Source organism: Streptomyces rubellus, assembly GCF_036323805.1.
Lineage (GTDB): Bacteria > Actinomycetota > Actinomycetes > Streptomycetales > Streptomycetaceae > Streptomyces.
On the sequence record NZ_JAZDCX010000015.1, the window covers coordinates 99383 to 120948 of the forward strand.

Here is a 21566-nt window from a genome sequence, read left to right on the forward strand (position 1 = left end):
ACCACCGACCGCGGCCGTTCCACCGGGAACGCGGGAAGGGGTGCCCGGCCGACAACCGGCCGGGCACCCCTTCCGCCGTCCTCCCGCGTCCGGCGTACGGGGAGGCGGGCCCTCCCGTACGCCGTCGCGCGGCGGTCAGCCCGCCAGTCTCTTCCTGACGGCGGCGGCCACCCGGCCGCCCTCCGCCCGTCCGGCCACCTTCGGGTTCACGATCTTCATCACGGCCCCCATGGCCTTCGGCCCCTCGGCCCCGGCGGCCTTCGCCTCCGCCACGGCCTCGGCCACCAGCGCGTCCAGCTCTCCGTCGGTGAGCTGCTTGGGCAGGTACTCGGCGAGCACCTCACCCTCGGCCCGCTCCCGCTCGGCCTGCTCGGGGCGCCCGCCCTTGGCGAAGGCCTCCGCGGCCTCGCGCCGCTTCTTGGCCTCCCGGGCGATGATCTTCTCGACCTCGGCATCGGACAGCTCACGGGCCGTCTCGCCCGCCACCGCTTCCTTCTGGATCGCGGTCAGCGTGAGCCGGAGGGTGGCGGAGCGCAGCTCGTCGCGCGCCCTGATCGCCGCTGTGAGGTCGTCCTGGAGCCGGGTCTTGAGCGTGGTCATGCCGGAAGTGTGCCAGGACGCGGCCTCGAACGCCCACCGCATTCCGCCCGCGCCGTCCGCTCACCCTCCTTCTCTCCCCACCCCTCCGCCCTTCTTCTCCCCGCCCCCGTACCGTCTCCGCCCCCTGCCTCCGGCGCGGCGTCGGCCGTTCGGGTGCCGTACCCGGCCCGTACGTCTGCGACCATGAACACATGCCTGCGCGATACCCGCTCTCCCTCAAGGTCCCCCTCGGCATCACGGCGGTCGGCGCGGCCTGCCTCGTCTACTCGGCGGGCATCGAGGCCCGCGCCTTCCGGCTCCGCCGCGTCACCGTCCCCGTGCTGCCGCGCGGGATGCGACCGCTGCGCGTGCTCCAGGTCTCCGACATCCACATGGTCAGCGGACAGCGCAAGAAGCAGCGCTGGCTCCAGTCGCTGGCCGGACTCCGCCCGGACTTCGTGGTGAACACCGGCGACAACCTCTCCGACACCGAGGCCGTCCCCGAGGTCCTGGACGCGCTCGGCCCGCTGCTGGAGTACCCCGGCGCGTACGTCTTCGGCTCCAACGACTACTACGGGCCCAAGCTGCGCAACCCCGCCCGCTATCTGGCGGAGAAGGCCAGCGGCCGCCACGGCCTCAACGGCAACCCGCCGGCCGTGGGCGCCATCCACAACCCGTGGGAGGGCATGCGCGACGCCTTCGACGAGGCCGGCTGGGTCGGCCTGTCCAACACCCGCGGCCGCCTCAAGCTGGACACCGGCGAGGAGATCGCCCTCACCGGCCTGGACGACCCGCACATCAAGCGCGACCGCTACGACGAGGTGGCGGGCGGCCCGGAGGACGGCGCGGACCTGTCCCTGGCCGTGGTCCACGCCCCGTACCTGCGCGTCCTGGACGCCTTCACCGCCGACGGCTACCCGCTGATCCTGGCCGGCCACACCCACGGCGGCCAGCTCCGCGTCCCCTTCTACGGCGCCCTGGTCACCAACTGCGACCTGGACACCGGACGGGCCCGGGGCCTGTCCCACCACGAGGCGGGCGGCCACCGCGCCCACCTGCACGTCTCGGCAGGCTGCGGCGCCAACCGCTACACCCCGTTCCGCTTCGCCTGCCCCCCGGAGGCCACCCTCCTCACCCTGACCGAACGCCCCTGACCGGCCCCGGGCCCCACTCCGAGAGCCGCCCCACACCCCGCCCCGGCACCCGGGAAACCGGATTTCGCCTGAGCACGGGCGTGGGCTAGAGTAGTGGTCGTTGCTCCGGGGTGTGGCGCAGCTTGGCAGCGCGCTTCGTTCGGGACGAAGAGGTCGTGGGTTCAAATCCCGCCACCCCGACAGAGAAACACCAGATCAGGGGCCTGATCCGCGATGCGGATCGGGCCCCTGAGCCATTTCCAGGCTCTCTTGGGAGCCATTTGGGAGCCAACCTCGATTCCCGGCTCCCAGTACCCACGAGCCGCAGTGGCTTGCTACCTTCCCCCCGACCCGGCTGCCCCGCCACCGGCCAGCTCCAGGCGCGGGGCTGCACGAGTCCCGCCGTTGACACGGTTGCGATCTCTCACAGATCACGAGCGCACTCGTCCACTCCGTGAAGGGACATTCCCTCCATGCCCTCTGACACCGTCCTCCAGATCAAGATCACCCTGGCCGACATCCGCCCGCCGATCTGGCGCCGTCTGCAGGTGCCCGCCGACATCACTCTGAGCCGTCTGCACCGGGTGATCCAGACCGCGATGGGCTGGGAGGACTACCACCTGCACGTCTTTGAGACACCCCTGGGAGCCTTCGGGCACCCTGACGCCGAACTCGGCCACCGTGACGAGCGGGACGTGTCGCTCCGATCTGTGGCCCCGGCCATCGACGACAGGATCGGCTACACCTACGACTTCGGCGACGGCTGGCTCCACCACATCCAGATCGAGAAAGCCCTCACCGAAGTTCCGGGAACCACCTATCCCCGCTGTGTCACCGGCCGCCGCGCCTGCCCTCCCGAGGACTGCGGCGGGCCCTGGGGCTATGGGGAACTCCTGGCCGCTATCACGGATCCCGAGCATGAACAGCACCAGTTCCTCACCGAGTGGCTCGACGGCCCCTTCGACCCCGAGCATCTCGACATCGACGGGATCAATAAGCTCCTCACGGACGGTTGACCATCCGCAGACATCCAAGAGCAGAGCTGCGAGATGGTCCGGTGCGCCCTGGCTGATGCGCGTCCCCTTTGTCAGACGCCTACGGAATACTGCCGAAGGTTCGGCTGGACGAACACGCATTGACCTGGAGGGCCACAGTGGCTGGCAAGACTGGAGTGAGCGGAGAAGGTGCTTACGCCCGGGAGGCCGCACGGCAGGCTAGAGAACGCGAAAGGGCACGTAAGGCCGCCGAGGCCGCAGCCAAGCGGAAGGCGCGGGAGGAGAAGCTAGCGTACGAGGCAGCCCGTACTCAGGAGGCCGTGGACCGGACCAGCGTAACCGAGAACGATGTCGAGCAGCTCTCAACGCTGCTGCGTACCGCCGTGCTGAAGCACCGTCCATTGACGTTCAAGAACCTCCGGCAGAAGTTCACCCCTACGGTGTTCTCCCCAGTGGGAATTGCACGAGCCACGCCCGCGCCCCGCTGGGAAGAGTACGAACCGGAACCTCCGCGCGGCTTCCGGGGTGCCCTCGGCTTCGGGCGCCGGGGCTATGACGCCGAGATGGAGCTGGCACGCGAACGCTTCGACCGAGCCCTGCGGGACCACGCCCGCGAGGAGCAGAAGCGCGTTGAGAAGCTGAACGAGGTACGCGCCAGGCACGAGAGGCACACTCAACGGGAGGCCGTCCGGGTGGAGGAGTGGAACACCCGGATCGACGAGCGCCGAAGCGCGTACAGGGACAGGGACGTCGAGGCGGTCGAGTGGTTCGCGGACCAAGTCCTGGCCGCCTCCAAGTATCCGCATGGCTTCCCGAAGACTCACCAGGTCTCCTATCAGGCCGACACCGGTGACCTGCTCGTCGAAATCGATCTCCCCTTGGAGGACGTGGTACCCGCCGCCCGTGGATACCGGTATGTGAAGTCACGCGACGAGATCACGCCGATCCCTCGGCCGGAGAAGGAGCGCAAGGAGCTGTACTCCTCCGTGTTGGCGCAAACGGCCCTGCGCACCGTGCACGAGCTATTCGCCGCCGACACCGAGGGTGTGGTGCGGTCCATCGCCCTGAACGGGCACGTGAAGACCATCGACCGTGCCACCGGCCGGGAGGTGCACCCGTGCCTGATCACCCTCCAGACGGATCGGGAGGAGTTCGGCCAGCTCGTCCTGACACAGGTAGATCCCCGTGCTTGCCTGAAACGCCTGAGGTCGCTGATTTCCCCGAACCCGTACGAGCTGGAACCGGTCCGGCCATTGGTCACGTTCGACCTGACCAAGTTCCGGCTGATGGACAGCATGGATGTCGTGGCGGGCCTGGACAGCCGACCGGTGCTGATGAATCTGACGCCGACGGAGTTCGAGCACTTGGTCCGGCAACTGTTCGAAGCGATCGGCTTGGACAGCGTCAACACCCAACCATCGAAGGACGAAGGTGTTGACGCGATCGCCATGAACACCGATCCCGTCATGAAGGGTCTGTGCGTCATCCAGGCCAAGCGCACCAGCAAGGTCGTGCCCTTCGAAACCGTCTCTGCACTGGCAGGGGTCGTGGAGCACAAGCGAGCTGCCAAGGGCATTCTGGTGACGACCTCGTGGTTCGGGCGGGCCAGTGAGGCGTTTGCCAACGAGCACGGTCGGCTCGAACTCCTCGACGGTGCCAACCTGGTGCACCTGTTCAAGGAGCACATGGGCCTCGACATTATCCCAGGGCCAGTTCCTCCGAAGCGTCGCCCTCGGTAGCGATAACGCACGCTGTGCCGGAATGCGCCGGGAACTTACTCCTGATGTGACATGGGACGTGCCTTCAGCAACTTGTCGAGTGCTCTCACCGGCGAGCGAGGACACATTACCAAGCGGGCGTCGAGTGCCGTCTCCCACTGTTCGGTCAGGCCGAGCTTGAGGCGCTTGCGCATGCCGGGGGTGACGTGGGCGTAGCGGGCGGAGACGGAGCCGTCGATGTGGCCCATACGTTCGTCCATGAGGACCTTCTCGGTGCCGAGGTCCTCCATCACGGTCCGGTGGGTGTGACGGAGGCCGTGCGGGGTGAGGCCCTTGGCGATCGGGAGCCAGCAGGCGTCGGCCCGTCCGCCGGCGCCGCGACCGCGTGCCGGTATGCCTGGCCAGGGCTCACCGAGCAGGGGGACGGGCCGGGCTTCCTGGGGTGCCTTCTTCGGGTACCAGCCCGAGACGGCCGGGGTGAACAGCCAGGTGGCGAAGCCGTTGCGACGCCAGTGGGCCGCGTTCTCCGTCGGCACGCCGCCGCGTATGAAGCCGAGTTCGGTGATGGCCGCCTCCACGCGGGCCCGGGTGTCCTCGCGGACGCGCTCGGGGTGGTTGAGGACATTGGAGACCGTGCCGGTGGAGACACCGGCGCGGCGGGCGACGTCCGCCAGCTTGGCGCCTTGGTGCCCGCCGGTGCGGGCCGTGCCCTGGCCGCGGAAGAGGTACCGCTTGCCGTGGCAGGGGCACGGGGCTGGCTTGGTGCGGGCGATGTGGTCGGCGATCAGGGCGGACAGGAAGTCGGGGGTGTCGATGGCGCGGTAGCTGTCGTCCTTGGGCGGGCAGCGGGCCAGCGTCCCGGAGTCCAGTTCATACAGCTGGTGCTCGACGCGGACGACGCCGGGGCGGGTGAACTCGGTCTCCAGGCCGACGACCTCGCCCCATCGCATCCCGGTGTACGCCATGAGGATCACGGCGACGAACTCGTCGTCGCGGCCGGAGAGCAGCGCGGCCCGCTCGGCGATCAGCAGGGCGCCGAGCGGGTCGGTGATGACCTTCTCGGGGCCGCGGTCGCGGGAGCGGCCGGCGCGCTTGCCGCGCCCGCGGCGTCTGGCCGCCGGGTTGGAGGTGATCAGGCCCTCGTCGATCGCGTCCTCAAGGATCAGGTGGAGCGTGGAGCGCCAGGTCTTGACGCTGGAGGCCGCGTAGAGGACCTTCTCCTTCTTCTCCCACAGGTCGACGTCCGCGCGCAGGATGCCGGCGAGCGCCTTGTCCTCGAACTCGGGGAGCAGGTGCTCCTCGATGTGGCGCTTGTAGTTCTGCATGGTCGAGGCGGCCAGGTCCTGGGCGGCATACCAGCGGTTCGCGTACTCGCCGAAAGTCTCCTGGCCGAGCGCCGGGTCGCGCCAGTCGCCGCGCCGGTACTTGTTCTCGGCCTCACTCGCGGCACGCTGGGCCTCGCCCTTGGTGGCGAACCTGATCGCCTTGCCGCGCTCGTCGACGACCGTGAGGTGCTTGCCGGGCGCCGTCTTGTACCGGCCGCGCCAGTAGTTTCCGCGCTTCTCCGCGAAACCCACTTTCCGGTGTCTCCTTTGCCTCTGGGTGCTTCACGTCGGGGTGCGGCTATGCGGTGGCGTCGTACTGGGCCCGGCGCGGTGGCCGGGCCCGCAGGCGGTTCGCCGGAGTGGTGAGGGGGCGGGGCGGTTGTGCGAAGTCGTCCCGCGAAGCAGCCGTGGAGGACGGGACGGCCGCGCTTTCGGCCGACGGAGCGGGACGAGCCGGTGTCTCCTCGTGGAGGCGGACGATTTCGGCGAGGTGGCCGGCGGTGAAGCGGTAGGCACGGCCGACACGGGTGTGCGGGATGAGGCTCCGCCGGGCCCGGTCCTTGACCCACCAGGCAGAGCAGCCGAGTGCTTCGGCGATCTCCTCGGGGCGGTAGAGGCGGGGCAGAGGGGTGTCGCGCGGGTTGTGCGGCAGGTGGGTGGTCGCGGGTGCGGGCGAAGGTCTACACAAGGGCGGCGGGTCCTGACTCGGTGGTGGGCGGACTCGGTCAGCGGCCCTGGACGGGCCTCGTCACGGAGCGGTCGGGTCCTGCGGCAGCACGAGGGGCGAGGCGAGGAGGGCCTCGGCGATCGCGGCAAGGTCGTCGGCGTCACAGCGGCGCTGAGCGCATTTGATGCGGGGCGGCATCGGGTGACCGAGGGAAGTCGCATGGTCGGTCGTCTGGCGCTGGGTGAGGCTGCGCTCGGTGCGGAGCGTTTCGAAGGTCCGGACGTCCCGTATTCCTGCGGGAGCGTTTTCCAGTGAGCGTGCTGCCATATCTCTATTCCTAGCGTTCACTCGCCGGTTTGGTTAACCGGCGATCGTGGCCTATATTGCGGCCCGCGCGGCACACACGTGGAGGGCTTTCCGTAGTCCGGGAGACTCGGGGAGCCACGCTGCGCGACGCCCGAAGAGTTCTCTGACGTGCGGTGTTGTGTTGTAGCTTCCCCGGCGAAAGTTCGTCAACGGATTGGCGATGTGATCCTTCCGGATCGGCGTCCAGGGCAACTATTTGGTCGACCGTCGATCATGCTCTACGGTTTTCACGTCGCCCTTCGCGGCATGCTTTCCGGCTGCCTTTCTGCCGTCAGAGATTCGGCCGCATTGGGATGGACTTGAGCGATCCGGGTGTGGCTGTGTTGGCGATACCCCGGAAAGCGCGACCTGCCATCCGCAAGCCGCGCCACTACCCGGCCGATCCCCTGCCCCCGCCCGCCGGCATCGAGTGAGGACCGCCCCTCTTGGCACGCATCCGCACCATCAAGCCCGAAGCCTTCGTCTCCGAGTCCCTCGCCGCCGTCACCCTGACCGCCGAGCGGACCTTCTTCGGCCTGCTCACCCAGGCCGACGACCAGGGCCGCCACCGCGACCACGCCGCGATCATCGCCGGGCAACTGTGGGTCCTGCGCCCGGAGCACACGCCCGCCGAGGTCGAGAAGGACCTCGCCCAGCTCGCGGATGCCGGCCTGATCTGCCGCTACAAGGGCCCGGACGACAAGCGCTACCTGCACATCGTCACCTGGCACCAGCACCAGAAGATCAACCGACCCAGCAAGAGCCGCCTCCCCGGCTGCCCGCACCACGACGCTCCGCCCGGCACCGCGACAAGGACCACCGCTCCTGCCGCACGGACCGGTGTCACGGAGCCCGCGCCGCCGCCTCACGGAACCCTCCGTGAAAGCTCTCGCGAGCTGAGCGAGCCCGCACCAAATCCTGGCTCTGCTGAAAAATCCGCAGGTGAGGACGGTTTCACGGAGCCCTCCGTGAAGGAACACGGAGGGCTCCCTGCAGCGGCGGTGACGCCTCACCGTCCGGATCTAGGACCTAGGATCATGGATCTAGGAACTACCCCGTCGGGGGGCGCGAGCGCCCCCGCGCCCGACACCGTCTCGGCCCGGCACCTCATCGGCGAGTACGCCGCCGCCTGCGCCCACCGCCCGCCCAAGGACGTCCTGGGACACCTCGGCCGGGAGGTCAGCAAGCTGCTGGCCGAGGGCATCGATCCCGCCCACATCCGTTCCGGGTTGGAACGCCACCGGGCCAAGGGTCTGCACCCGAGCACCCTGCCCAGCCTCGTGCACGAGGCGATGAACGCCAACCGGCCCGCACCCGCCGCCCACCGCCCGTGGACGAACCCGGCCGACGTCGAGGCGGCCTACGGAGGCGAACTGTGACCACCACCCACACCCGCGCACCGCAGCGCGCCGGACAGCTGACCGACCGGCTCAACGCGATCCTCACCGCCCGTGGCATCGACCCCGACGCTCCCCTGGACGAACCGGCCAACGAGCCGGTCACCGCCCTGGAACTGGCCGACGCCCGCATACCCGCCCGCTACCGCCGCGCCCTGGCCGACCACCCGCAGATCACCGCCTGGGCCGACACCATCGCCCGCACTGGACGCCCCGGACCAGGCGGCGCCCCGGGCATCGCCGAGGGCCCGTCTCTGCTGATCGCCGGACCCACCGGCACCGGCAAGACCCACCAGGCGTACGGCGCCATCCGCACCCTCCTGACCGCCGGGGTCCGTCTGCGCTGGGAAGCCGTCACCGCCGCCGACCTCTACGCCCGCCTGCGCCCCCGCTCCGGCCACGACAGCGAACGCGACCTGCAGGCCCTGGCCCGCTGCCCGCTGCTGCTCCTGGACGACCTCGGCGCCGCCAAGGCCAGTGAGTGGACCGAGGAGCTCACCTACCGGCTCGTCAACTACCGGTACGAGCACCTGCGCCCCACCCTGATCACCACCAACCTCCCCATCGCCGAGCTGCGCACAGCGCTCGGCGACCGCGTCGCCTCCCGCCTCACCGAGATGACCGAACGCGTCATCCTCACCGGCTCCGACCGACGCCGGACGACACCCGCGCACGCCCCGGCGCCAACCACCGTGGCCACCCCTCCACCGGTCCCGGTCCCAGGGCGCCCTCGCTGAGCAGCCCCGCACCCGAACGGAACGGCGGCGGACCGGCCCGCCGCTGAAGTAGGCGACCAAACACGTTGGCCAGCTGAACAGAAACGGGGACCGCGAACCATCCGAGAACACGGTCCCCTCGGAGGCCGAGGACCGGGGACCGGAACACAGACCGCGCCGGGGACCGGGGACCGGGCGCTGGGGACCACGGTCCCGCGGGGACCGGGGACCGCGCACACCGGGACCGAGGTCGAGGCCGCATACAGGGGACCGACCACGGAATCACCGGACCAGCATCGCCGCAGGTAAGCCGCCCATGGCCCAGCCCTCCGCAACTCCGGTCCCCGCAGCAGGAACCGGGGACCGGGACTCGGTCTCGGGGAGCACCGCCTGCCTGCCGACCACAGGACGGTCCCCGCAAAGCAACAGCAGCCCTCGTTCGGGGACCGTCCTCATCCACAAGAACAAAGCCACGGGGACCGAGCGGGGACCGGGGACCGCAAATCACCTTGGGGACTGAAAACCGCAGGGGACCGAGGTCAGCAAGGGCAGGTCCCAGACGCGGCCCCCACCAGGTCCCGCTCTGTCCGCCGACCAAGAACCGTCCGCGGACAGAGCGGTAGCGGCGTCGCGGGCCCACCCCACACCCGGTCCTCTGTCCCGTCCTCACCATCCGGCGCTTCCGCACTCAACCTCTACGAGAAAGGCCCTGATGCACGAGCACCACAACCCCACGCCCGTCGGCCAGCAGGAAGTGACCACCCCAGCCACAGGCCGAGCAAGTTATCGGCCAAGACGCTCTTCCCCGCCGGGGAAGGCGTCTTCGGCCATGCCCGCCCCGGAGGTGGCGGGAGTGGACCAGCACCGGGAGGCGCTGGTCCGCAAGGCAGCGACCGAGGGCGGATCGCAGCCGGGGAAGCAGCCGCCGCCGCTTGAACACCGCGACGCGAAGACCTTGCGCAAGCGCTCCCCGAAGCCGCCCACGCACAAGCGCGATTACGTGTGCAGTGTCCGCCTGAACGACGACGAGAAGAGGTTGCTCACCGCTGCTGCGACCGCCGCGCGCACAACCCTGCCGTCCCTCCTCGCCCGCAGCGGCCTCGCCGCCGCCCGTGACTTCGACACCACCGCTGCCGCCATCGCCGGACGCCGTGAACTCGTCGCCGAACTGTTCGCCGCGCGACGGCACCTCGGCCACGTCGGCAACAACCTCAACCAGATCGCCCGCGCGATCAACGCCGGAGCCCACCCTCCCGAGCTCGACGCCGTCATCGCCGCCACCGAGCGCGCCGTCCAGCGTGTCCAGCACGCCACCGACCAGCTCCTCCACCAGGACTAAGAACACACCACCGGCATGATCCCCAAGATTCACAAGCGCGGGCAGCGCACCCTCGGCCTCCTGTCCTACCTGTACGGGCCGGGCAAGTACGAGGAGCACACCGACCCGCACCCGGTCGCCTCCTGGGACGGCAACGCCCCCGGCCCCGGCCGTGACGAGAACGCCGCACCCATCCGCCAAGACGGTCGCCTCCTCATCGAGGCCATGACTATCGCGCCATCCAGGGAGAAGCGCAGTGGCCGCTGCTACCGACGAGGCCGAGTTCTTCGCCCACATCGACGACCGGGCGGCGCAGGGACAGCTGGTTGCCCCCGGCGGAGTCTTGGACCTCCTGCCCCGTGCCGTACCAGCCGCCCCGCGGGTCGGGCTGGGGCAGATCGCCGTGCAACCGTGCCATGTCTTCCCCACCGGAGAGATGGGAGGTCGGTTCCTTGCTAGCGTCGGACGGCCGCCAAGGAGGTTCCATGCCATCTTCCGCGCCTGCCGCTGCACCGGCCGACCTGAGAATCGAGCCGGTCGACGTTGTGCTCGACGATGTCGAGCGTTCCCTTCGAACCCGGCTGGACCGGGACGCGCTGGTACGCAAGCGGCGCTCGCTGGGCGCGCGGACGGACCGGGGCACATGGGTGCGGATCGAGCGGCGCCGGGTGGAGAAGATCGGGAGCCAGGGCTGGAACGGCACCGAGTGCGCGGCCGTGCTGGGAGGAGTCGCGCAGCCCCGGTGGCACCGGGCGGTGGTGTGGCGTCAGCCGGACGGTGTCGCGATGTGGCGGGCCGACGAGACCGATCTGCTGCCCGGCGCGCCGGTCGGCACCAGCGTCCTGGCCAGTGACCCCGGGCTGCCGGATACGTGGTGGCAGGCGTTGAACGCCTCGCTGGACGCCCTGGCCGCCCACCACACGAACCGTGTCGCCACCCCGGACACCGTCACGATCACCCAGGGCGGTGTCACCGAGGCAGTCCGCCGCTTCCTCCCCAGCTGCATCGACACGACGGTGAGCCGGTGGTGGCCCGCGCACGCGGACCTGAACTGGGCGAACATGACCAGCCCGGAGTTCTGCCTGTTCGACTGGGAGGACTGGGGCATGGCCCCACGGGGACTGGACGCCGCGTCCCTGTGGGGCAACTCCCTCGCCGTCCCGGCCCTGGCCGAACGCGTCCGCCACGAGCGGCGTCGCGACCTGGAGAGCCGGGACGGCAAGCTGATGACCCTGTTCGTCTGCGCGAAGATCCTGGCCCCGGACGCCCATCCCGAGGACCCTCGCCTGGAGCCGGCACGCCAGGCGGCGGCACGGATCGCGGGGGAACTTCAGATCGGCTGACGGTCCACCCTCTCGCGGAGAAGCCGCCGGTACGTGCGCAGGCTGCCCGGATCAGCCTCGTACCGCAGGGCGGTGACCAGCTCCGCCAGGTGGGACGGGTCGTCCGTGCCGACGGCGACCCTCCCCACCTGCGGCAGCCGGTAGGCGGCGCGGAACGCGGCCTGTACGGCGGAGAGGTCGTCGTCGGGGTCCCGGATGAAGACCCGCGGGTCGAAGGTCTTCCACAGCGGGTCTCCGGTCCCGCCTCCGAAGGGGCTCATGCCCCACAGCTGATCAGGTTCGAGGCCCCACCGTGCTGCCAGGGCTTCCGACGCCTCCAGGACGTCGACCGGAACCAGGAGCCCCGCCCGGACCATGACCACGTCGGGCCTGGGCATGGTGCCGTCGATGAGGCCGCGCAGTGGGCGGGGATCCCACGAGGAGACGCCCCAGGCTCCGCACAGCCCGTCTGCCGCGGCCCTCTCCAGGGCGGCGCACGCCGCCCCCAGCGCTTCCCGACCAGCTGAGAAGCGTTCGGGCAGGGAGCGTTCCGGGTTGTGCAGGAACACCAGGTCGGGGACGCTTCCGAGGTCACGGTTGGTCTGCTCCACCGCTGCCCGGAGCCTGCCCGGATCGAGTGAGTGCTCGGCCCTGCCAGCGGCCGGGAAGAATCCGACCTTGGTGGAGACCGTGAAGCGGGGCAGGAGGTCGCCCCCCACCTCCGCCAGGGCGGTGTGGGCCGAGAAGCCGTGGTAGTTGAAGCTGGTGTCGATCGCCTCGACACCGAGTTCCAGCGCGCTGGTAAGGATCAGGCGCTCATGACGAGATCGGTGTAGCCCGAGGACAACTCGGGGGTCAGGCTCGCGCACAGTTCCTCCTCCACCAGGATCTTCGCCAGGGCTCCCACCTCGGCGCCCACGACCTGGGCGGCCTCGTCCAGCCGCACCGGGTGGCCGCTCAGGAGCAGGCGGAGTCCGGGCAGGGCCTTGGAGGCAAAGGTGAGCTTCTTGCCTGCGGCCACCACGGTGACCGTCTCCTGCTCCTCCTGGATCAGCGGCGGGAACTCGCTGACACACACCACGGCCTCAAGCGGTCCGAAGATCTCCAGGAAGGGGACGTGCCGGCCGGCGGGGGCCTCGCGCTCGCGGACCTGCAGGAACTCTGCCGGGCCGCGGGCGTCGAGGAGCCGGGAGGCCGCGTCGGTCAGCCGCTGCTCCTGAGTCCGCCGCTCCTCCGGGCTGCCCCAGCGGTCGAGGTCGTGGCGGAACACCTCCTCCTGGCGGGACCAGTCGGCGAGCCAGGTCAGCCAGCTCACGGCGGTGCGCTTGGCGAACCCGAAGGTCACGTGGGTGCTGTGGCCGCCACCCCGGCCCACCCGGGTGGCGGCGTGCCAGTAGCCGCGGGGGATGTGCATGACGTCGCCGGCCTTCATGGTGCCGGTCCACACGATCTCCTCGCTGGGGGTGTTGTTCCGCTCGGCGTCCCGGAACATGGGCACGGGCCGTGACGTGCCACGCACCTCCCACTGCTTTTCCCCGGCGAGTTGCACGATGAGGACGTCGTGGTCGTCCCAGTGCAGGTCAAAGCCGGACGCGTCGTTGGTGGTCAGGTACACGTTCGCCTGGACGTGCTCCCGGGACCACCACTGCAGAGCTCGGCACGTCACTTCCATCGTGGGGTCGAAGACGTTCGACTGGTCCAGGACCAGCGTCGCGCCCTCGCGCAGCAGGCTGCCCACGCGGCGCATGCCGGCCATCGGTATCGCCTGGCCCCTGGGTGTGACCTGCCGGTCCAGGTACGCGTCGGGGTGCAGCTCCTCGCCGCCCTTGAAGAAGCGGAACTGCGGGTTGGCCAGGCTCCGGCGCATGACCATGTCGAGCAGGCGCGCGGGCGTGAGCAGTCGGGTGACGAGCTGGGGGTCGCCGATGCTTCCCCGGGCGAAATCCTTTCCGAGCGGGGCCGGGCCGTCCCACCCCAGTGCCTCTTCGATGGCGCGGACCAGACGGTGCTCCATGGGCTGTTCCCTTCCTTGCGTCAGATGGGAGGTGGAAGGTGGAGGGGCCGCGTGCGCGGCCCCTCCACCGGAGAGCCGGCGGTTACGCCGCGTGGTTCAAGCCGTCGCCACCGGGCCAGGGGCCGTCACCGGAGCTGCCCTGTCCCGGGTCGGAGGCGCTGCTGTCGTGCCGGTCGTGGACGCTCGCGAGGACTTCCACGGCGACCAGAAGACCCTCCTCCACGGAGGGGGTGGTGTCTCCCACTTGGTGCTCCTTCCTCTACCGGTTCTCCCGCCGGGTTCGGCGGGAAGCTGTGGTGTGCGGAGGTGCTGGTGTTGCCGGGGCCGTCCCCGTGGCCGTAGGGGAGTCGTCCACGGGGACGGGGTAGGAGGGGGCGGCTCGCCGGCCCGGGCGGTGTTCAGCCGCGCCGCGGGAAGCCGCCTCGCGCTCGGTGCCTTCCTCCACGTCGCCTGCCGGGCGGTTCGGCTCCGGCGGGAGCGCCGGGTTGCGCGGAGTGCGTCGGTGCGTCGTTGAGGAGGACGGCTTGCCAGACCTGCTCCTGCAGCTTCCGGATGCAGGGGCCGCAGGCGTACATCGGTGCCTGGACACCGGCCACGTTCACGGGACCGATCCACAGGACGCGGGTCCACCGCCGGCCGCAGTAGAGCCAGCAGGAGCCGTCGACCCACCGGTTTCCGTCGTCGGTGGCCGCCGGGGCGGGAAGCCCGCCCCGGGCGAAGTCGGGGATGCCCGGTGCCGCCCTGTGTGGCCCGGCCGGTTCCGGAAGCACGGTGCTCCCCCCGGGGTTCAGGTGCCCTGGGTGGGCACGGGGCGGGACTCGTCCTTCTCGGAGTCGGCGAAGAGGAGGGTGGGCTCGGAGAGGATGTCGCGGCCCGCCTCGCTCTTGTAGATCTCGTCGACGCTGCCGAACCGGGCCTCGGAGTAGTCGAGTTCGAGGAGGGCGGCGGCCTGGCGGACCGATGCCTCGTCCGGTCCCTCGATCTCGACGAAGGTGGGGAGATCCGGCCAGGTGTCGAAGTCGAAGACGACCTCGCCCAGGCGCCACTCCTCCCGGTAGTTCTCCTGGTAGCGGACCTCTCGCAGCCCGATACGGCGAAGGATCTCGGCCATGGCGTGCAGGTCGGCCACCTCGGTCTCGACCTCGGTGGTGCCGTCGATGGTGGTGGCGTCGGTGACCTGCTTGAGCGTGAGCGTGGACCGGGTGCCCTCGTCCCGCAGGCGGATCCAGGCGCCGACGTCGAGGGCGTCGTTCTCGAAGATCTTGCGGGTGAGGAGGGTGCGCGGGAGCACCTGGACGGCGCCGAGCCGGGTCAGCCTGGTCTGCAGGTCGGCGACGTCGACGGCGAGGAACTTCGCCTCGTACTCGTGCTTCATGAGTCCTTCTTCCCGTAACGGTGGGAGGGGCCGGGCGTACGGGCCGCGAGGAACAGACCCATGCGGTGGGTGTGGTCCTGGAGCCGGCCGACGTGGGCCCGCTCGGTTAACTCGTTCGTGCGCAACGTGAGCAGCACGTTCCAGTCGCCGATGAAGTGGCGCCGGAGCCTCTCCGGGGACGTGTAGTGCTCGACCAGGTGGTGGCGGTGTTCGACGGGCATCATGAACTCCGCGCCGAAGAGGCCACCCGGACCGACCAGGCACTGCATGCGGCGGACGAACTCGGCGAGCGGGCGGTGGTGGTTGGCACTGTAATGCCAGGAGCAGCTCGTCCAGACCGCGTCGCAGGGCGTGCCCAGCGGCTCGTCCTGGAGGAAGTCTCCCTCGATGACCTGCACCCGGTCCTGGAGCTCCTCGACCTTGAGCCGGTCGATCAGGCCCGTCATGTGGGCGTGCTCATCACCCGGAAGACGGACCTCGCCGCCGTGCAGGGCCAGCGGGTCGCGTTCGACGGCGACGACGCGGTAACCGGCGGCCGCCAGCGGCAGGACGAACTTGCCGTCGCTCGCGCCGACGACCGCGACGGTGGCGTCAGCGGCGGTGTGCTCCCTCAGCGCGGCGAGGAACTGGGGGAAGAAGGTGAGGGTGTGCTCCCACAGGCTCTGTGTCCGCACGGTGGTGGGCTCCTTGCGTGTCGAAGGTGAGGATCGCCCGGAGGACCTCGTCGGGACCGAGGCCGGTGGTGTCCACACGGTGCATCGGGAACAGGGCGTAGGCGGCGGTGAGCCGGTCGACGGTGGCCTCGGCGAGGGCGTCCCAGTGGGTCACCGGCTTGTCCCGCCCGGCCAGGCGCCGCCGGCGCTCGTCCTCGTCGCAGACCAGGTGGTAGGTGACGGGCTGCGGCAGGTCGGGCGGCAGCGTGATCCCGAGGCGGGTGCCGAAAGCGTGGTGGGTGGCCAGGCAGCGGGCGAAGTAGCTCTCCACGACGACCGGGATGCCGAGGGCGAGATGGCGCCGTATCTCGTCGGCCGCGGTGAACAGCGCGGAGAGGTAGAAGCACATCCGTGCCTCGACGTTCCCCCGCGTGTCCACGTCGCGCCGCAGGCGCTGGTAGGCGGGCGGTACGGTCGGGACCAGCACCGCGCCGCGGGCCGCCGCCAGCATCGGCGCGATGGTCGACTTGCCGGTGCCGCGGAGTCCTTCGAGGCTCTCGAACAGCGGGCGCTCAGACACGGCCGTACACCACGTCCGGCACCGCGAGGGCCAGTTCGTCGGTGGCGGTGGGCCGGTGGACGATGCGGTTGGCGCGCTTGTCGTACCAGAAGGCGTGCGCGTCCCTGCCGACGGCCTTGCAGGACATGGTGAGCGCACCGCGCGGGTCGGCCTCGATCCGCTCGATTTCGGCCGGGCCGCCGGCGGGTGCGCAGACCTCCGGGGCGCCGTGCTCGGACAGGTCCTCGTCGACGACCACCTCGATGGCCGGCTGGGCCTCCCGGAGCCGCTCGCGCAGGCGGGCGTACGCGGTGGGTTCGGTGACCAGGAGCTCCGGGTGGGCGGCGGCGTTGCCGACCGGACGCAGGCAGTGCATCTTCAACTGCCGTACCCCGAAGTGTTCCAGGACGCGGGCCAGCGGCAGTACCTCGTCGATGTTGCGGGAGGTGACCGTCATGGTCGCGCCCGTGGGGACGCCGAGTTCCCGGGCGAGGCCGAGCGCGTTCAGCGCACTCTGGTAGCTCCCGGACCTGCGGATGTGGTCGTTGGTCGAGCCGACACCCTCCAACGAGACCCGCAGCAGGTCCAGGTGCGGGGCGATCTCGGCCAGCCGGCGCTCGATCCGGTAGCCGTTGGTGCAGATCTCGACCCGCAGGCCCAGCTCCTGCCGGGCGTGCCGGACCACCCGGGCGAGGTCCTTGTAGACGAACGGCTCGCCGCCGAGGAGGGTGACGGCCTCGGTGCCGTACCGGTTCCGCATGAGCGTGAGGAGGTTGGCGGCCTGCTCGGCGGTGAAGGCGTCGGCGTGCTGGAGCCGTGTGCCGTGGAAGCAGTGCAGGCACTCGAAGTTGCAGCGGTACAGCAGCTGCAGATACAGCATCCGGATCCTGCGGATACCGGTGACTTCCGCGATCACGTGGGCCTCCTCCGGCCAGTCGCCTGGTTGGAGACCCGATGGTGGCGGAGCGTACGGGGACTGCGTCACCGCGTATCCGGACGCTCCGGGGACGTCCCGGGACGTTTTCAGTGCGCCGCGAAGGACTCCAGAATCCTCAGGAGGTCCGCGGTGTCCGACAGGTCGGGCAGTACGACGGACGCGCCGGCGGCGGCCAGCTCCTCGGCGCTGTGGATGCCCGAGGCGACCGCGACGATCCCGGAGCCCGTGGTGAGCGCGGACTCCACGTCCCGTGGCGTGTCACCCACCAGCACCACGGGCACGTCGGAACGCACACCGCGAAGAAGGCGGGCGCGCTCCCGGGCGACGGCCACGAGGCCGGGGCGCTGGAGCGCGTCGGCACCGTAGGCTCCGACCGACAGGTCGAGCAGAGGGTCGAGGTCGAAGGCCGACAACTTCACCCGGGCGTTGGCCGCGATGTTCCCGGTCAGGATCGATGACACCCAACCGTCCTGTACCGAGACGGCCTTGAGCGCGTCACGCACGCCCGGCAGAGCCGTCCCACGCCTGCGCAGCTCCTCAAGCCGCTCCTGGCCGGCGAGGGCGAGGGCGGCCTCGACGGCGGCCCAGTCCGGCTCGGGCAGGCCCTCACGCAGGAACATCTCCCGCATGATCAGGCGGTCCGTGCGGCCCTCGGTCCGTGCCGGTCCGGCCGGCGGGCGGCCTGCCAGCGCCGAGAACGCGGCCGCGTAGATCTCCTTGCTCACCCCTGCGTTGTCGATGAGCGTGTGGTCGATGTCCCACAGGATGATGAGCTGCATTCCGCCAGGGTAAGCACCTGGGCGCGGCACCAGCTTCGCAGGAACGTCCCATAACGTCCTTGCCCGATCACGCCCGCCTCGGCTTCCATGGGTTCTGTGAACGAGCGACTTCACTCCGTACTCGCCCAGCGCGGCGTCCCGCCCGAGTCGCTCGCCGAAGCCTGCGGGGTGGACCCCAAGACCGTCAGCCGCTGGCTGGGCGGGCGCGTACCCCATCCGCGGCACCGCTTCCGTGTCGCGCAACACCTGCGGGTGGAGGAGACATTCCTCTGGCCCGCCCCGCAACCCCGGACCGGCCGCCCCGCCGCAGGATCAGGCGCCGAACTCATCGGCACCTACGCCAACCGCGCCAGCGTCCCCCGCGAGACGTGGCTCTCACTGCTGCGGGAGGCCCGGAAGGAGATCGGCGTACTCGTCTTCTCCGGCACCTTCTTCGCCCAGTCCAACCCGCACGTCGCCAAGATGCTCGCCGAGCGCGCGGCCGACGGGGTACGGGTCCGCCTGTGCTTCGGCGACCCGACGGGCCGGGCGGTCGCCGTCCGGGGCCGGGAGGAAGGCATCGGCGACACCCTCGCCGCCAAGATCCGCGCCTCCCTGACCTACTACCGCTCCCTGCTCTCCGAGAAGGGCTGCGAGGTGCGGCTGCACGACACCACGCTCTACACGTCGATGTTCCGCTACGACGACAACCTGCTGGTCAACCCGCACATCTGGGGCCAGCCAGCCAGCGCCAACCCCCTGCTCCACCTCCGAAGAGTCGACGCCTCCGGGTGGTTCGACAACTACGCTCAGAGCTTCGACGCCGTCTGGGCCAGCGCCAGGCCCTGGACGCCCGACCAGGAGGGGATGGCCGCCCATGGGCAGGACTGAGTACTACCACGACCCCGACGCACCCAAGGCGAACACCCTCATCCCCGCCAGCAACCTGCTCGTCGTCGACGCGGATGGCGCCATCCTGCTCCAGCGCCGCCGCGACACAGGCCAGTGGGCCCTGCCCGGAGGCGCCCAGGACATCGGCGAAACGGCCGCGCAGTGCGCGGTCCGCGAGTGCCTGGAGGAGACCGGCATCATCGCCGAGATCACCGGCTTCCTCGGCGTCTACACCAACCCGCACCACATCGTCGCCTACACCGACGGCGAGATCCGCCAGCAGTACGAGAACACCTACATCGGTCGCCCCGTCGGCGGCGAGCCCACGGTCAACGACGAGGCCGACGGCGTCCGCTTCGTCCTCCCGGCCGACCTGGACCGGTACGACATCCACCCCAGCATGCGCCAGCAGATCGGCGACTACCTCGCCGGCACCTACCCTCACCTGGGCTGAGCTTCCCCCATGGCCCTCTCGGGCATGGGAGGTGCCCCCAGCGCGTCCGCCACCCGCCCCACCGCGGCAAAGATCTCCGGCGCCGCCCGGCGGATGAACCGCCCCACCACGCTGTCGTCCCCGTAGCGACCCCGAATCTCGGCCACCCGCTCCCCGGCGGTGGTCCGCTCGCCGTCGGGCGTCGTCGTCATGTCGCAGTAGACCAGCGCGTCCACCAGCAACTGGTCCTCCAGCAACGGAAACTCCGCCTCCAACACCTCCCGCAACCCGCGCTCCTCGGCCTCCAGCAGAGCGAACGAGTGGTTCGCCACCAACCGCACCAACCGCTCGTCCGCACCATGCTCATCACGCAGGAACCGAGCCCCGTCCAGCGGATGGAAGCCCGTCTTCGTCAGCCGTGGCGCGTATCCGACATCGTGCAGAGTGGCAGCAGCAACGAGCAGGGATGCCCCCTTGCCGAGTACCTGGCTTACTTCGACCGCGCGTTCGGCCACTCCTCGCGTATGTGCCCACCGTCGTGGAAGCGCAGTGCTGAGTTCGGCTTGCGCTACCTGCGTCGACCACTCCACAGTCAGATCGCCCATGTCGCACTTCCTGCCCTGAAGAGTTCCTGGTCACGCCACGCTGCACACCCCCGTGACTCAGCGGCGTATGTGTCATGTCTCGTGAAGCTGATTGGCAGCTCTTCACAGAGATCACCTACGCCCGACAAGCCCCTTTCGGTAGCATGCTCCGAACCGGGGGGGTCCGGCTGGTGTGGGGCGATTAGTAGCGCACTCAACACGTGAAGCCCGAGAAGTCCTACCACATGCGGCTCCCCCGGAGGACACAGAAGAATCGACCGCACAGGACTGACCGGGTGCACCGGGTACGGAGCGTGAAGATGGACTTCGACGTCGCCGCTCCCGACCCTGCCGGCATGGTGGCATCGCTCAGTTCGCTCGGCTACTCGCTTCCTGCCGCCATCGCAGATCTCGTGGACAACAGCGTCTCGGCAGAGGCCAAGAACATCGACATCGACTTCACGTGGGACGGACAGAGCTCCTGGATCGCGGTGACGGACGACGGTAAGGGGATGACGGAACCCGAACTGGTGACCGCCATGACGGTGGCTGCTCGCGGTCCGTCCGCCGAGCGGAGCGCCACGGATCTCGGTCGTTTCGGGGTGGGGCTGAAGTCCGCCTCCTTCTCCCAGTGCCGCAAGCTCACCGTCGCCACAGTCAGGGACGGGATCTGGCACATCCGAACGTGGGACCTCGGTGTCGTCGAGCACTACAAGGAGTGGCGGCTTCTCCGTGACCCCGGCGGCACGACCACGGCCCTACTGCGTCGTGTTACGGGAAGCATGCAGCACGGGACCGTCGTCCTGTGGGAGCAGCTCTCCGGCTACCACAACACCGCCGTGGCCAGTGACGACGAAAAGACACAGGCCCAGTTCTATGCCGAGGCGGAACGTACCGAAGCCCACCTCTCAATGGTTTTCGCCCGTTTCCTGCAGCCCCCGGCCCGGCGCCGGATCCGGGTTCGCGGCTCCGACCTCTCCCCGTGGGACCCGTTCCTGTCCAAACACCCGTCGGTACAGCGGATTCCCTGGGAGCCTCTGCCACTGGGACCGGAGTCGGTGCGTGTGGAGCCCTTCGTCCTCCCGACGGCACAGCGTCTCTCGGAGGCCGAGTACGAGTCGGCTGCCGGGCCCAGAGGATGGCTGGGGCAGCAGGGGTTCTACGTCTACCGCCGTGACCGCCTGATCCTGGCTGGCGACTGGCTGGGGATCCGCGGCCTGCGGCGCGAGGAGAAGTACAACCTCGCGCGGATCGCCGTGGACATCCCAGCGGAGGCCGACGCCGACTGGGGCGTGGACGTGCGCAAGGCGAGCGTGGTTCCCCCCGTCTCCTTGCGTCGTCACCTGGAGAGGATCGCCAAGCACACCCGCGAGATGGCCGCCCGTTCCGCACGACAGCGTGGTCAGGTGGTGTCACGGGCACACGGTGACCCGCTGAAGTTCGCCTGGAACGTGAAGCGTCAAGACGGCCGGATCCTCCTGCGCATCAACAGAAAACACCCCCTGGTGAAGGCAGCACTGCACGGCCAGGGCGGCAGTCCGGACGTCGTACGCTCAATGATCCGCCTCCTTGAGGAAACGGTCCCGGTAACGGCGCTTCGCATGCTCCACGAGACCGACACGGTCGACGACCCCGAGCCCTTCGGCGGTCCGGGGCCGGCCACTCCGGAGACCGTCAGCATCGCCCGCCAGGTGTACGAGGCACTCCTGGGGCAGGGTCGCTCCCCTGAGGACGCCCGGGAAGTGCTCAGCTCCATGCCTCCCTTCGACGAGCAACAGGGTTTCTGGAACTCCTGACCAACCTGGTAACCGCCTACTCCCAACTGACCGGCCACTGGAGGTCGCTGT

At 69.9% G+C, this 21566-nt stretch carries 24 protein-coding genes and 1 tRNA gene; 11 read left to right on the plus strand and 14 right to left on the minus strand.

Features of this window, described 5'->3' with window-relative positions; genetic code table 11:
- Window positions 1–135 precede the first annotated feature (135 nt).
- A complete protein-coding gene (locus tag V1L54_RS18840) occupies window positions 136–600 on the minus strand; it encodes a GatB/YqeY domain-containing protein (protein ID WP_330119212.1) in 465 nt (154 codons plus the stop codon).
- Window positions 601–791: 191 nt separating this feature from the next.
- Here V1L54_RS18840 and V1L54_RS18845 point away from each other — a divergent pair, with 191 nt between their 5' ends.
- The 4 genes from V1L54_RS18845 (at window position 792) to V1L54_RS18860 (ending at window position 4446) form a co-directional block, all read left to right on the plus strand.
- Window positions 792–1733: a metallophosphoesterase gene (locus tag V1L54_RS18845; RefSeq protein ID WP_330119213.1), complete on the plus strand. Its 942-nt coding sequence runs from the start codon at window positions 792–794 to the stop codon at window positions 1731–1733.
- A gap of 106 nt (window positions 1734–1839) precedes the next feature.
- Window positions 1840–1913: transfer RNA gene (locus V1L54_RS18850), tRNA-Pro, on the plus strand.
- Between the two features lie 272 nt (window positions 1914–2185).
- Complete coding sequence (locus V1L54_RS18855) at window positions 2186–2728, plus strand: plasmid pRiA4b ORF-3 family protein (RefSeq protein WP_330119214.1); 543 nt, start codon at window positions 2186–2188, stop codon at window positions 2726–2728.
- Window positions 2729–3027: 299 nt separating this feature from the next.
- A complete protein-coding gene (locus V1L54_RS18860) occupies window positions 3028–4446 on the plus strand; it encodes a restriction endonuclease (RefSeq protein ID WP_330119215.1) in 1419 nt (472 codons plus the stop codon).
- A 35-nt stretch (window positions 4447–4481) separates the two neighbouring features.
- Here V1L54_RS18860 and V1L54_RS18865 read toward each other — a convergent pair whose 3' ends face one another.
- The 3 genes from V1L54_RS18865 to V1L54_RS18875 form a co-directional block, all read right to left on the minus strand.
- On the minus strand, window positions 4482–6002 hold the full coding sequence (locus tag V1L54_RS18865) for a LacI family DNA-binding transcriptional regulator (protein WP_330119216.1): 1521 nt from the start codon (window positions 6000–6002) through the stop codon (window positions 4482–4484).
- A gap of 46 nt (window positions 6003–6048) precedes the next feature.
- Window positions 6049–6402, minus strand: a complete 354-nt coding sequence (locus V1L54_RS18870) for a helix-turn-helix domain-containing protein (RefSeq protein WP_330119273.1) — start codon at window positions 6400–6402, stop codon at window positions 6049–6051.
- 96 nt (window positions 6403–6498) lie between these two features.
- On the minus strand, window positions 6499–6744 hold the full coding sequence (locus V1L54_RS18875) for an XRE family transcriptional regulator (RefSeq protein ID WP_330119217.1): 246 nt from the start codon (window positions 6742–6744) through the stop codon (window positions 6499–6501).
- Between the two features lie 464 nt (window positions 6745–7208).
- Between V1L54_RS18875 and V1L54_RS18880 the strand changes: the two genes are divergently transcribed.
- The 3 genes from V1L54_RS18880 (at window position 7209) to V1L54_RS18890 (ending at window position 10214) form a co-directional block, all read left to right on the plus strand.
- Window positions 7209–8141, plus strand: a complete 933-nt coding sequence (locus tag V1L54_RS18880) for a hypothetical protein (protein WP_330119218.1) — start codon at window positions 7209–7211, stop codon at window positions 8139–8141.
- Window positions 8138–8896 (plus strand): ATP-binding protein, encoded by a 759-nt coding sequence (locus V1L54_RS18885; RefSeq protein ID WP_330119219.1) that lies wholly within the window; start codon window positions 8138–8140, stop codon window positions 8894–8896. The genes V1L54_RS18880 and V1L54_RS18885 overlap by 4 nt, the downstream gene beginning before the upstream one ends.
- An 808-nt stretch (window positions 8897–9704) precedes the next feature.
- Complete coding sequence (locus tag V1L54_RS18890; RefSeq protein WP_330119220.1) at window positions 9705–10214, plus strand: MobC family plasmid mobilization relaxosome protein; 510 nt, start codon at window positions 9705–9707, stop codon at window positions 10212–10214.
- 208 nt (window positions 10215–10422) lie between these two features.
- Here V1L54_RS18890 and V1L54_RS18895 read toward each other — a convergent pair whose 3' ends face one another.
- Window positions 10423–10611 carry a hypothetical protein gene (locus V1L54_RS18895; RefSeq protein WP_330119275.1) on the minus strand — a complete coding sequence of 63 codons (189 nt, stop codon included), beginning with the start codon at window positions 10609–10611 and terminating at the stop codon, window positions 10423–10425.
- A gap of 67 nt (window positions 10612–10678) precedes the next feature.
- Between V1L54_RS18895 and V1L54_RS18900 the strand changes: the two genes are divergently transcribed.
- Complete coding sequence (locus tag V1L54_RS18900) at window positions 10679–11536, plus strand: hypothetical protein (RefSeq protein ID WP_330119221.1); 858 nt, start codon at window positions 10679–10681, stop codon at window positions 11534–11536.
- Here V1L54_RS18900 and V1L54_RS18905 read toward each other — a convergent pair.
- The 8 genes from V1L54_RS18905 to V1L54_RS18940 form a co-directional block, all read right to left on the minus strand.
- The gene (locus V1L54_RS18905; protein WP_330119222.1) at window positions 11524–12384 is read right to left on the minus strand and encodes an aldo/keto reductase; all 861 of its coding nucleotides are present in this window, start codon (window positions 12382–12384) and stop codon (window positions 11524–11526) included. The two genes, V1L54_RS18900 and V1L54_RS18905, sit on opposite strands and share 13 nt — an antisense overlap.
- Window positions 12324–13529: a JmjC domain-containing protein gene (locus tag V1L54_RS18910; RefSeq protein ID WP_330119223.1), complete on the minus strand. Its 1206-nt coding sequence runs from the start codon at window positions 13527–13529 to the stop codon at window positions 12324–12326. The genes V1L54_RS18905 and V1L54_RS18910 overlap by 61 nt, the downstream gene beginning before the upstream one ends.
- An 82-nt stretch (window positions 13530–13611) precedes the next feature.
- Complete coding sequence (locus V1L54_RS18915) at window positions 13612–13773, minus strand: hypothetical protein (protein ID WP_155071312.1); 162 nt, start codon at window positions 13771–13773, stop codon at window positions 13612–13614.
- Window positions 13774–14316: 543 nt separating this feature from the next.
- Entirely contained in the window at window positions 14317–14904 is a 588-nt protein-coding gene (locus tag V1L54_RS18920; protein ID WP_330119224.1) for a class IV adenylate cyclase, read from the minus strand.
- Entirely contained in the window at window positions 14901–15578 is a 678-nt protein-coding gene (locus V1L54_RS18925) for a class I SAM-dependent methyltransferase (RefSeq protein ID WP_330119225.1), read from the minus strand. The genes V1L54_RS18920 and V1L54_RS18925 overlap by 4 nt, the downstream gene beginning before the upstream one ends.
- Window positions 15496–16137, minus strand: a complete 642-nt coding sequence (locus V1L54_RS18930) for a P-loop nucleotide/nucleoside kinase family protein (protein WP_330119226.1) — start codon at window positions 16135–16137, stop codon at window positions 15496–15498. Before V1L54_RS18930 ends, V1L54_RS18925 begins: the two co-directional genes overlap by 83 nt.
- Window positions 16130–17032, minus strand: coding sequence for a radical SAM protein (locus V1L54_RS18935; RefSeq protein ID WP_330119227.1), 903 nt, complete (start codon window positions 17030–17032; stop codon window positions 16130–16132). The genes V1L54_RS18930 and V1L54_RS18935 overlap by 8 nt, the downstream gene beginning before the upstream one ends.
- Before the next feature lie 107 nt (window positions 17033–17139).
- Window positions 17140–17832 carry an HAD family hydrolase gene (locus tag V1L54_RS18940; RefSeq protein ID WP_330119228.1) on the minus strand — a complete coding sequence of 231 codons (693 nt, stop codon included), beginning with the start codon at window positions 17830–17832 and terminating at the stop codon, window positions 17140–17142.
- A gap of 96 nt (window positions 17833–17928) precedes the next feature.
- On the opposite strand from V1L54_RS18940, the gene V1L54_RS18945 reads away from it, so the two are divergent.
- Both V1L54_RS18945 and V1L54_RS18950 read left to right on the plus strand, forming a co-directional pair.
- Window positions 17929–18702, plus strand: coding sequence for a DUF5919 domain-containing protein (locus V1L54_RS18945; protein ID WP_330119229.1), 774 nt, complete (start codon window positions 17929–17931; stop codon window positions 18700–18702).
- Window positions 18689–19156: an NUDIX hydrolase gene (locus V1L54_RS18950; RefSeq protein WP_330119230.1), complete on the plus strand. Its 468-nt coding sequence runs from the start codon at window positions 18689–18691 to the stop codon at window positions 19154–19156. The genes V1L54_RS18945 and V1L54_RS18950 overlap by 14 nt, the downstream gene beginning before the upstream one ends.
- On the opposite strand, the gene V1L54_RS18955 is transcribed toward V1L54_RS18950, so the two are convergent.
- On the minus strand, window positions 19144–19740 hold the full coding sequence (locus V1L54_RS18955) for an HD domain-containing protein (protein WP_330119231.1): 597 nt from the start codon (window positions 19738–19740) through the stop codon (window positions 19144–19146). The genes V1L54_RS18950 and V1L54_RS18955 overlap by 13 nt on opposite strands.
- 299 nt (window positions 19741–20039) lie before the next feature.
- On the opposite strand from V1L54_RS18955, the gene V1L54_RS18960 reads away from it, so the two are divergent.
- Window positions 20040–21515 carry an ATP-binding protein gene (locus V1L54_RS18960; protein ID WP_330119232.1) on the plus strand — a complete coding sequence of 492 codons (1476 nt, stop codon included), beginning with the start codon at window positions 20040–20042 and terminating at the stop codon, window positions 21513–21515.
- Window positions 21516–21566: the final 51 nt, after the last annotated feature.

What these genes read in the sequence shown, in the direction of transcription:
- V1L54_RS18950 (WP_330119230.1), top strand. Translation starts at nt 18,689, where the DNA reads ATGGGCAGGACTGAGTACTACCACGACCCCGACGCACCCAAGGCGAAC.
- V1L54_RS18840 (WP_330119212.1), bottom strand. Translation starts at nt 600, where the DNA reads ATGACCACGCTCAAGACCCGGCTCCAGGACGACCTCACAGCGGCGATC.
- V1L54_RS18910 (WP_330119223.1), bottom strand. Translation starts at nt 13,529, where the DNA reads ATGGAGCACCGTCTGGTCCGCGCCATCGAAGAGGCACTGGGGTGGGAC.
- V1L54_RS18960 (WP_330119232.1), top strand. Translation starts at nt 20,040, where the DNA reads ATGGACTTCGACGTCGCCGCTCCCGACCCTGCCGGCATGGTGGCATCG.
- V1L54_RS18890 (WP_330119220.1), top strand. Translation starts at nt 9,705, where the DNA reads ATGCCCGCCCCGGAGGTGGCGGGAGTGGACCAGCACCGGGAGGCGCTG.
- V1L54_RS18900 (WP_330119221.1), top strand. Translation starts at nt 10,679, where the DNA reads ATGCCATCTTCCGCGCCTGCCGCTGCACCGGCCGACCTGAGAATCGAG.
- V1L54_RS18855 (WP_330119214.1), top strand. Translation starts at nt 2,186, where the DNA reads ATGCCCTCTGACACCGTCCTCCAGATCAAGATCACCCTGGCCGACATC.
- V1L54_RS18875 (WP_330119217.1), bottom strand. Translation starts at nt 6,744, where the DNA reads ATGGCAGCACGCTCACTGGAAAACGCTCCCGCAGGAATACGGGACGTC.
- V1L54_RS18920 (WP_330119224.1), bottom strand. Translation starts at nt 14,904, where the DNA reads ATGAAGCACGAGTACGAGGCGAAGTTCCTCGCCGTCGACGTCGCCGAC.
- V1L54_RS18940 (WP_330119228.1), bottom strand. Translation starts at nt 17,832, where the DNA reads ATGCAGCTCATCATCCTGTGGGACATCGACCACACGCTCATCGACAAC.
- V1L54_RS18895 (WP_330119275.1), bottom strand. Translation starts at nt 10,611, where the DNA reads ATGGCACGGTTGCACGGCGATCTGCCCCAGCCCGACCCGCGGGGCGGC.
- V1L54_RS18955 (WP_330119231.1), bottom strand. Translation starts at nt 19,740, where the DNA reads ATGGGCGATCTGACTGTGGAGTGGTCGACGCAGGTAGCGCAAGCCGAA.
- V1L54_RS18845 (WP_330119213.1), top strand. Translation starts at nt 792, where the DNA reads ATGCCTGCGCGATACCCGCTCTCCCTCAAGGTCCCCCTCGGCATCACG.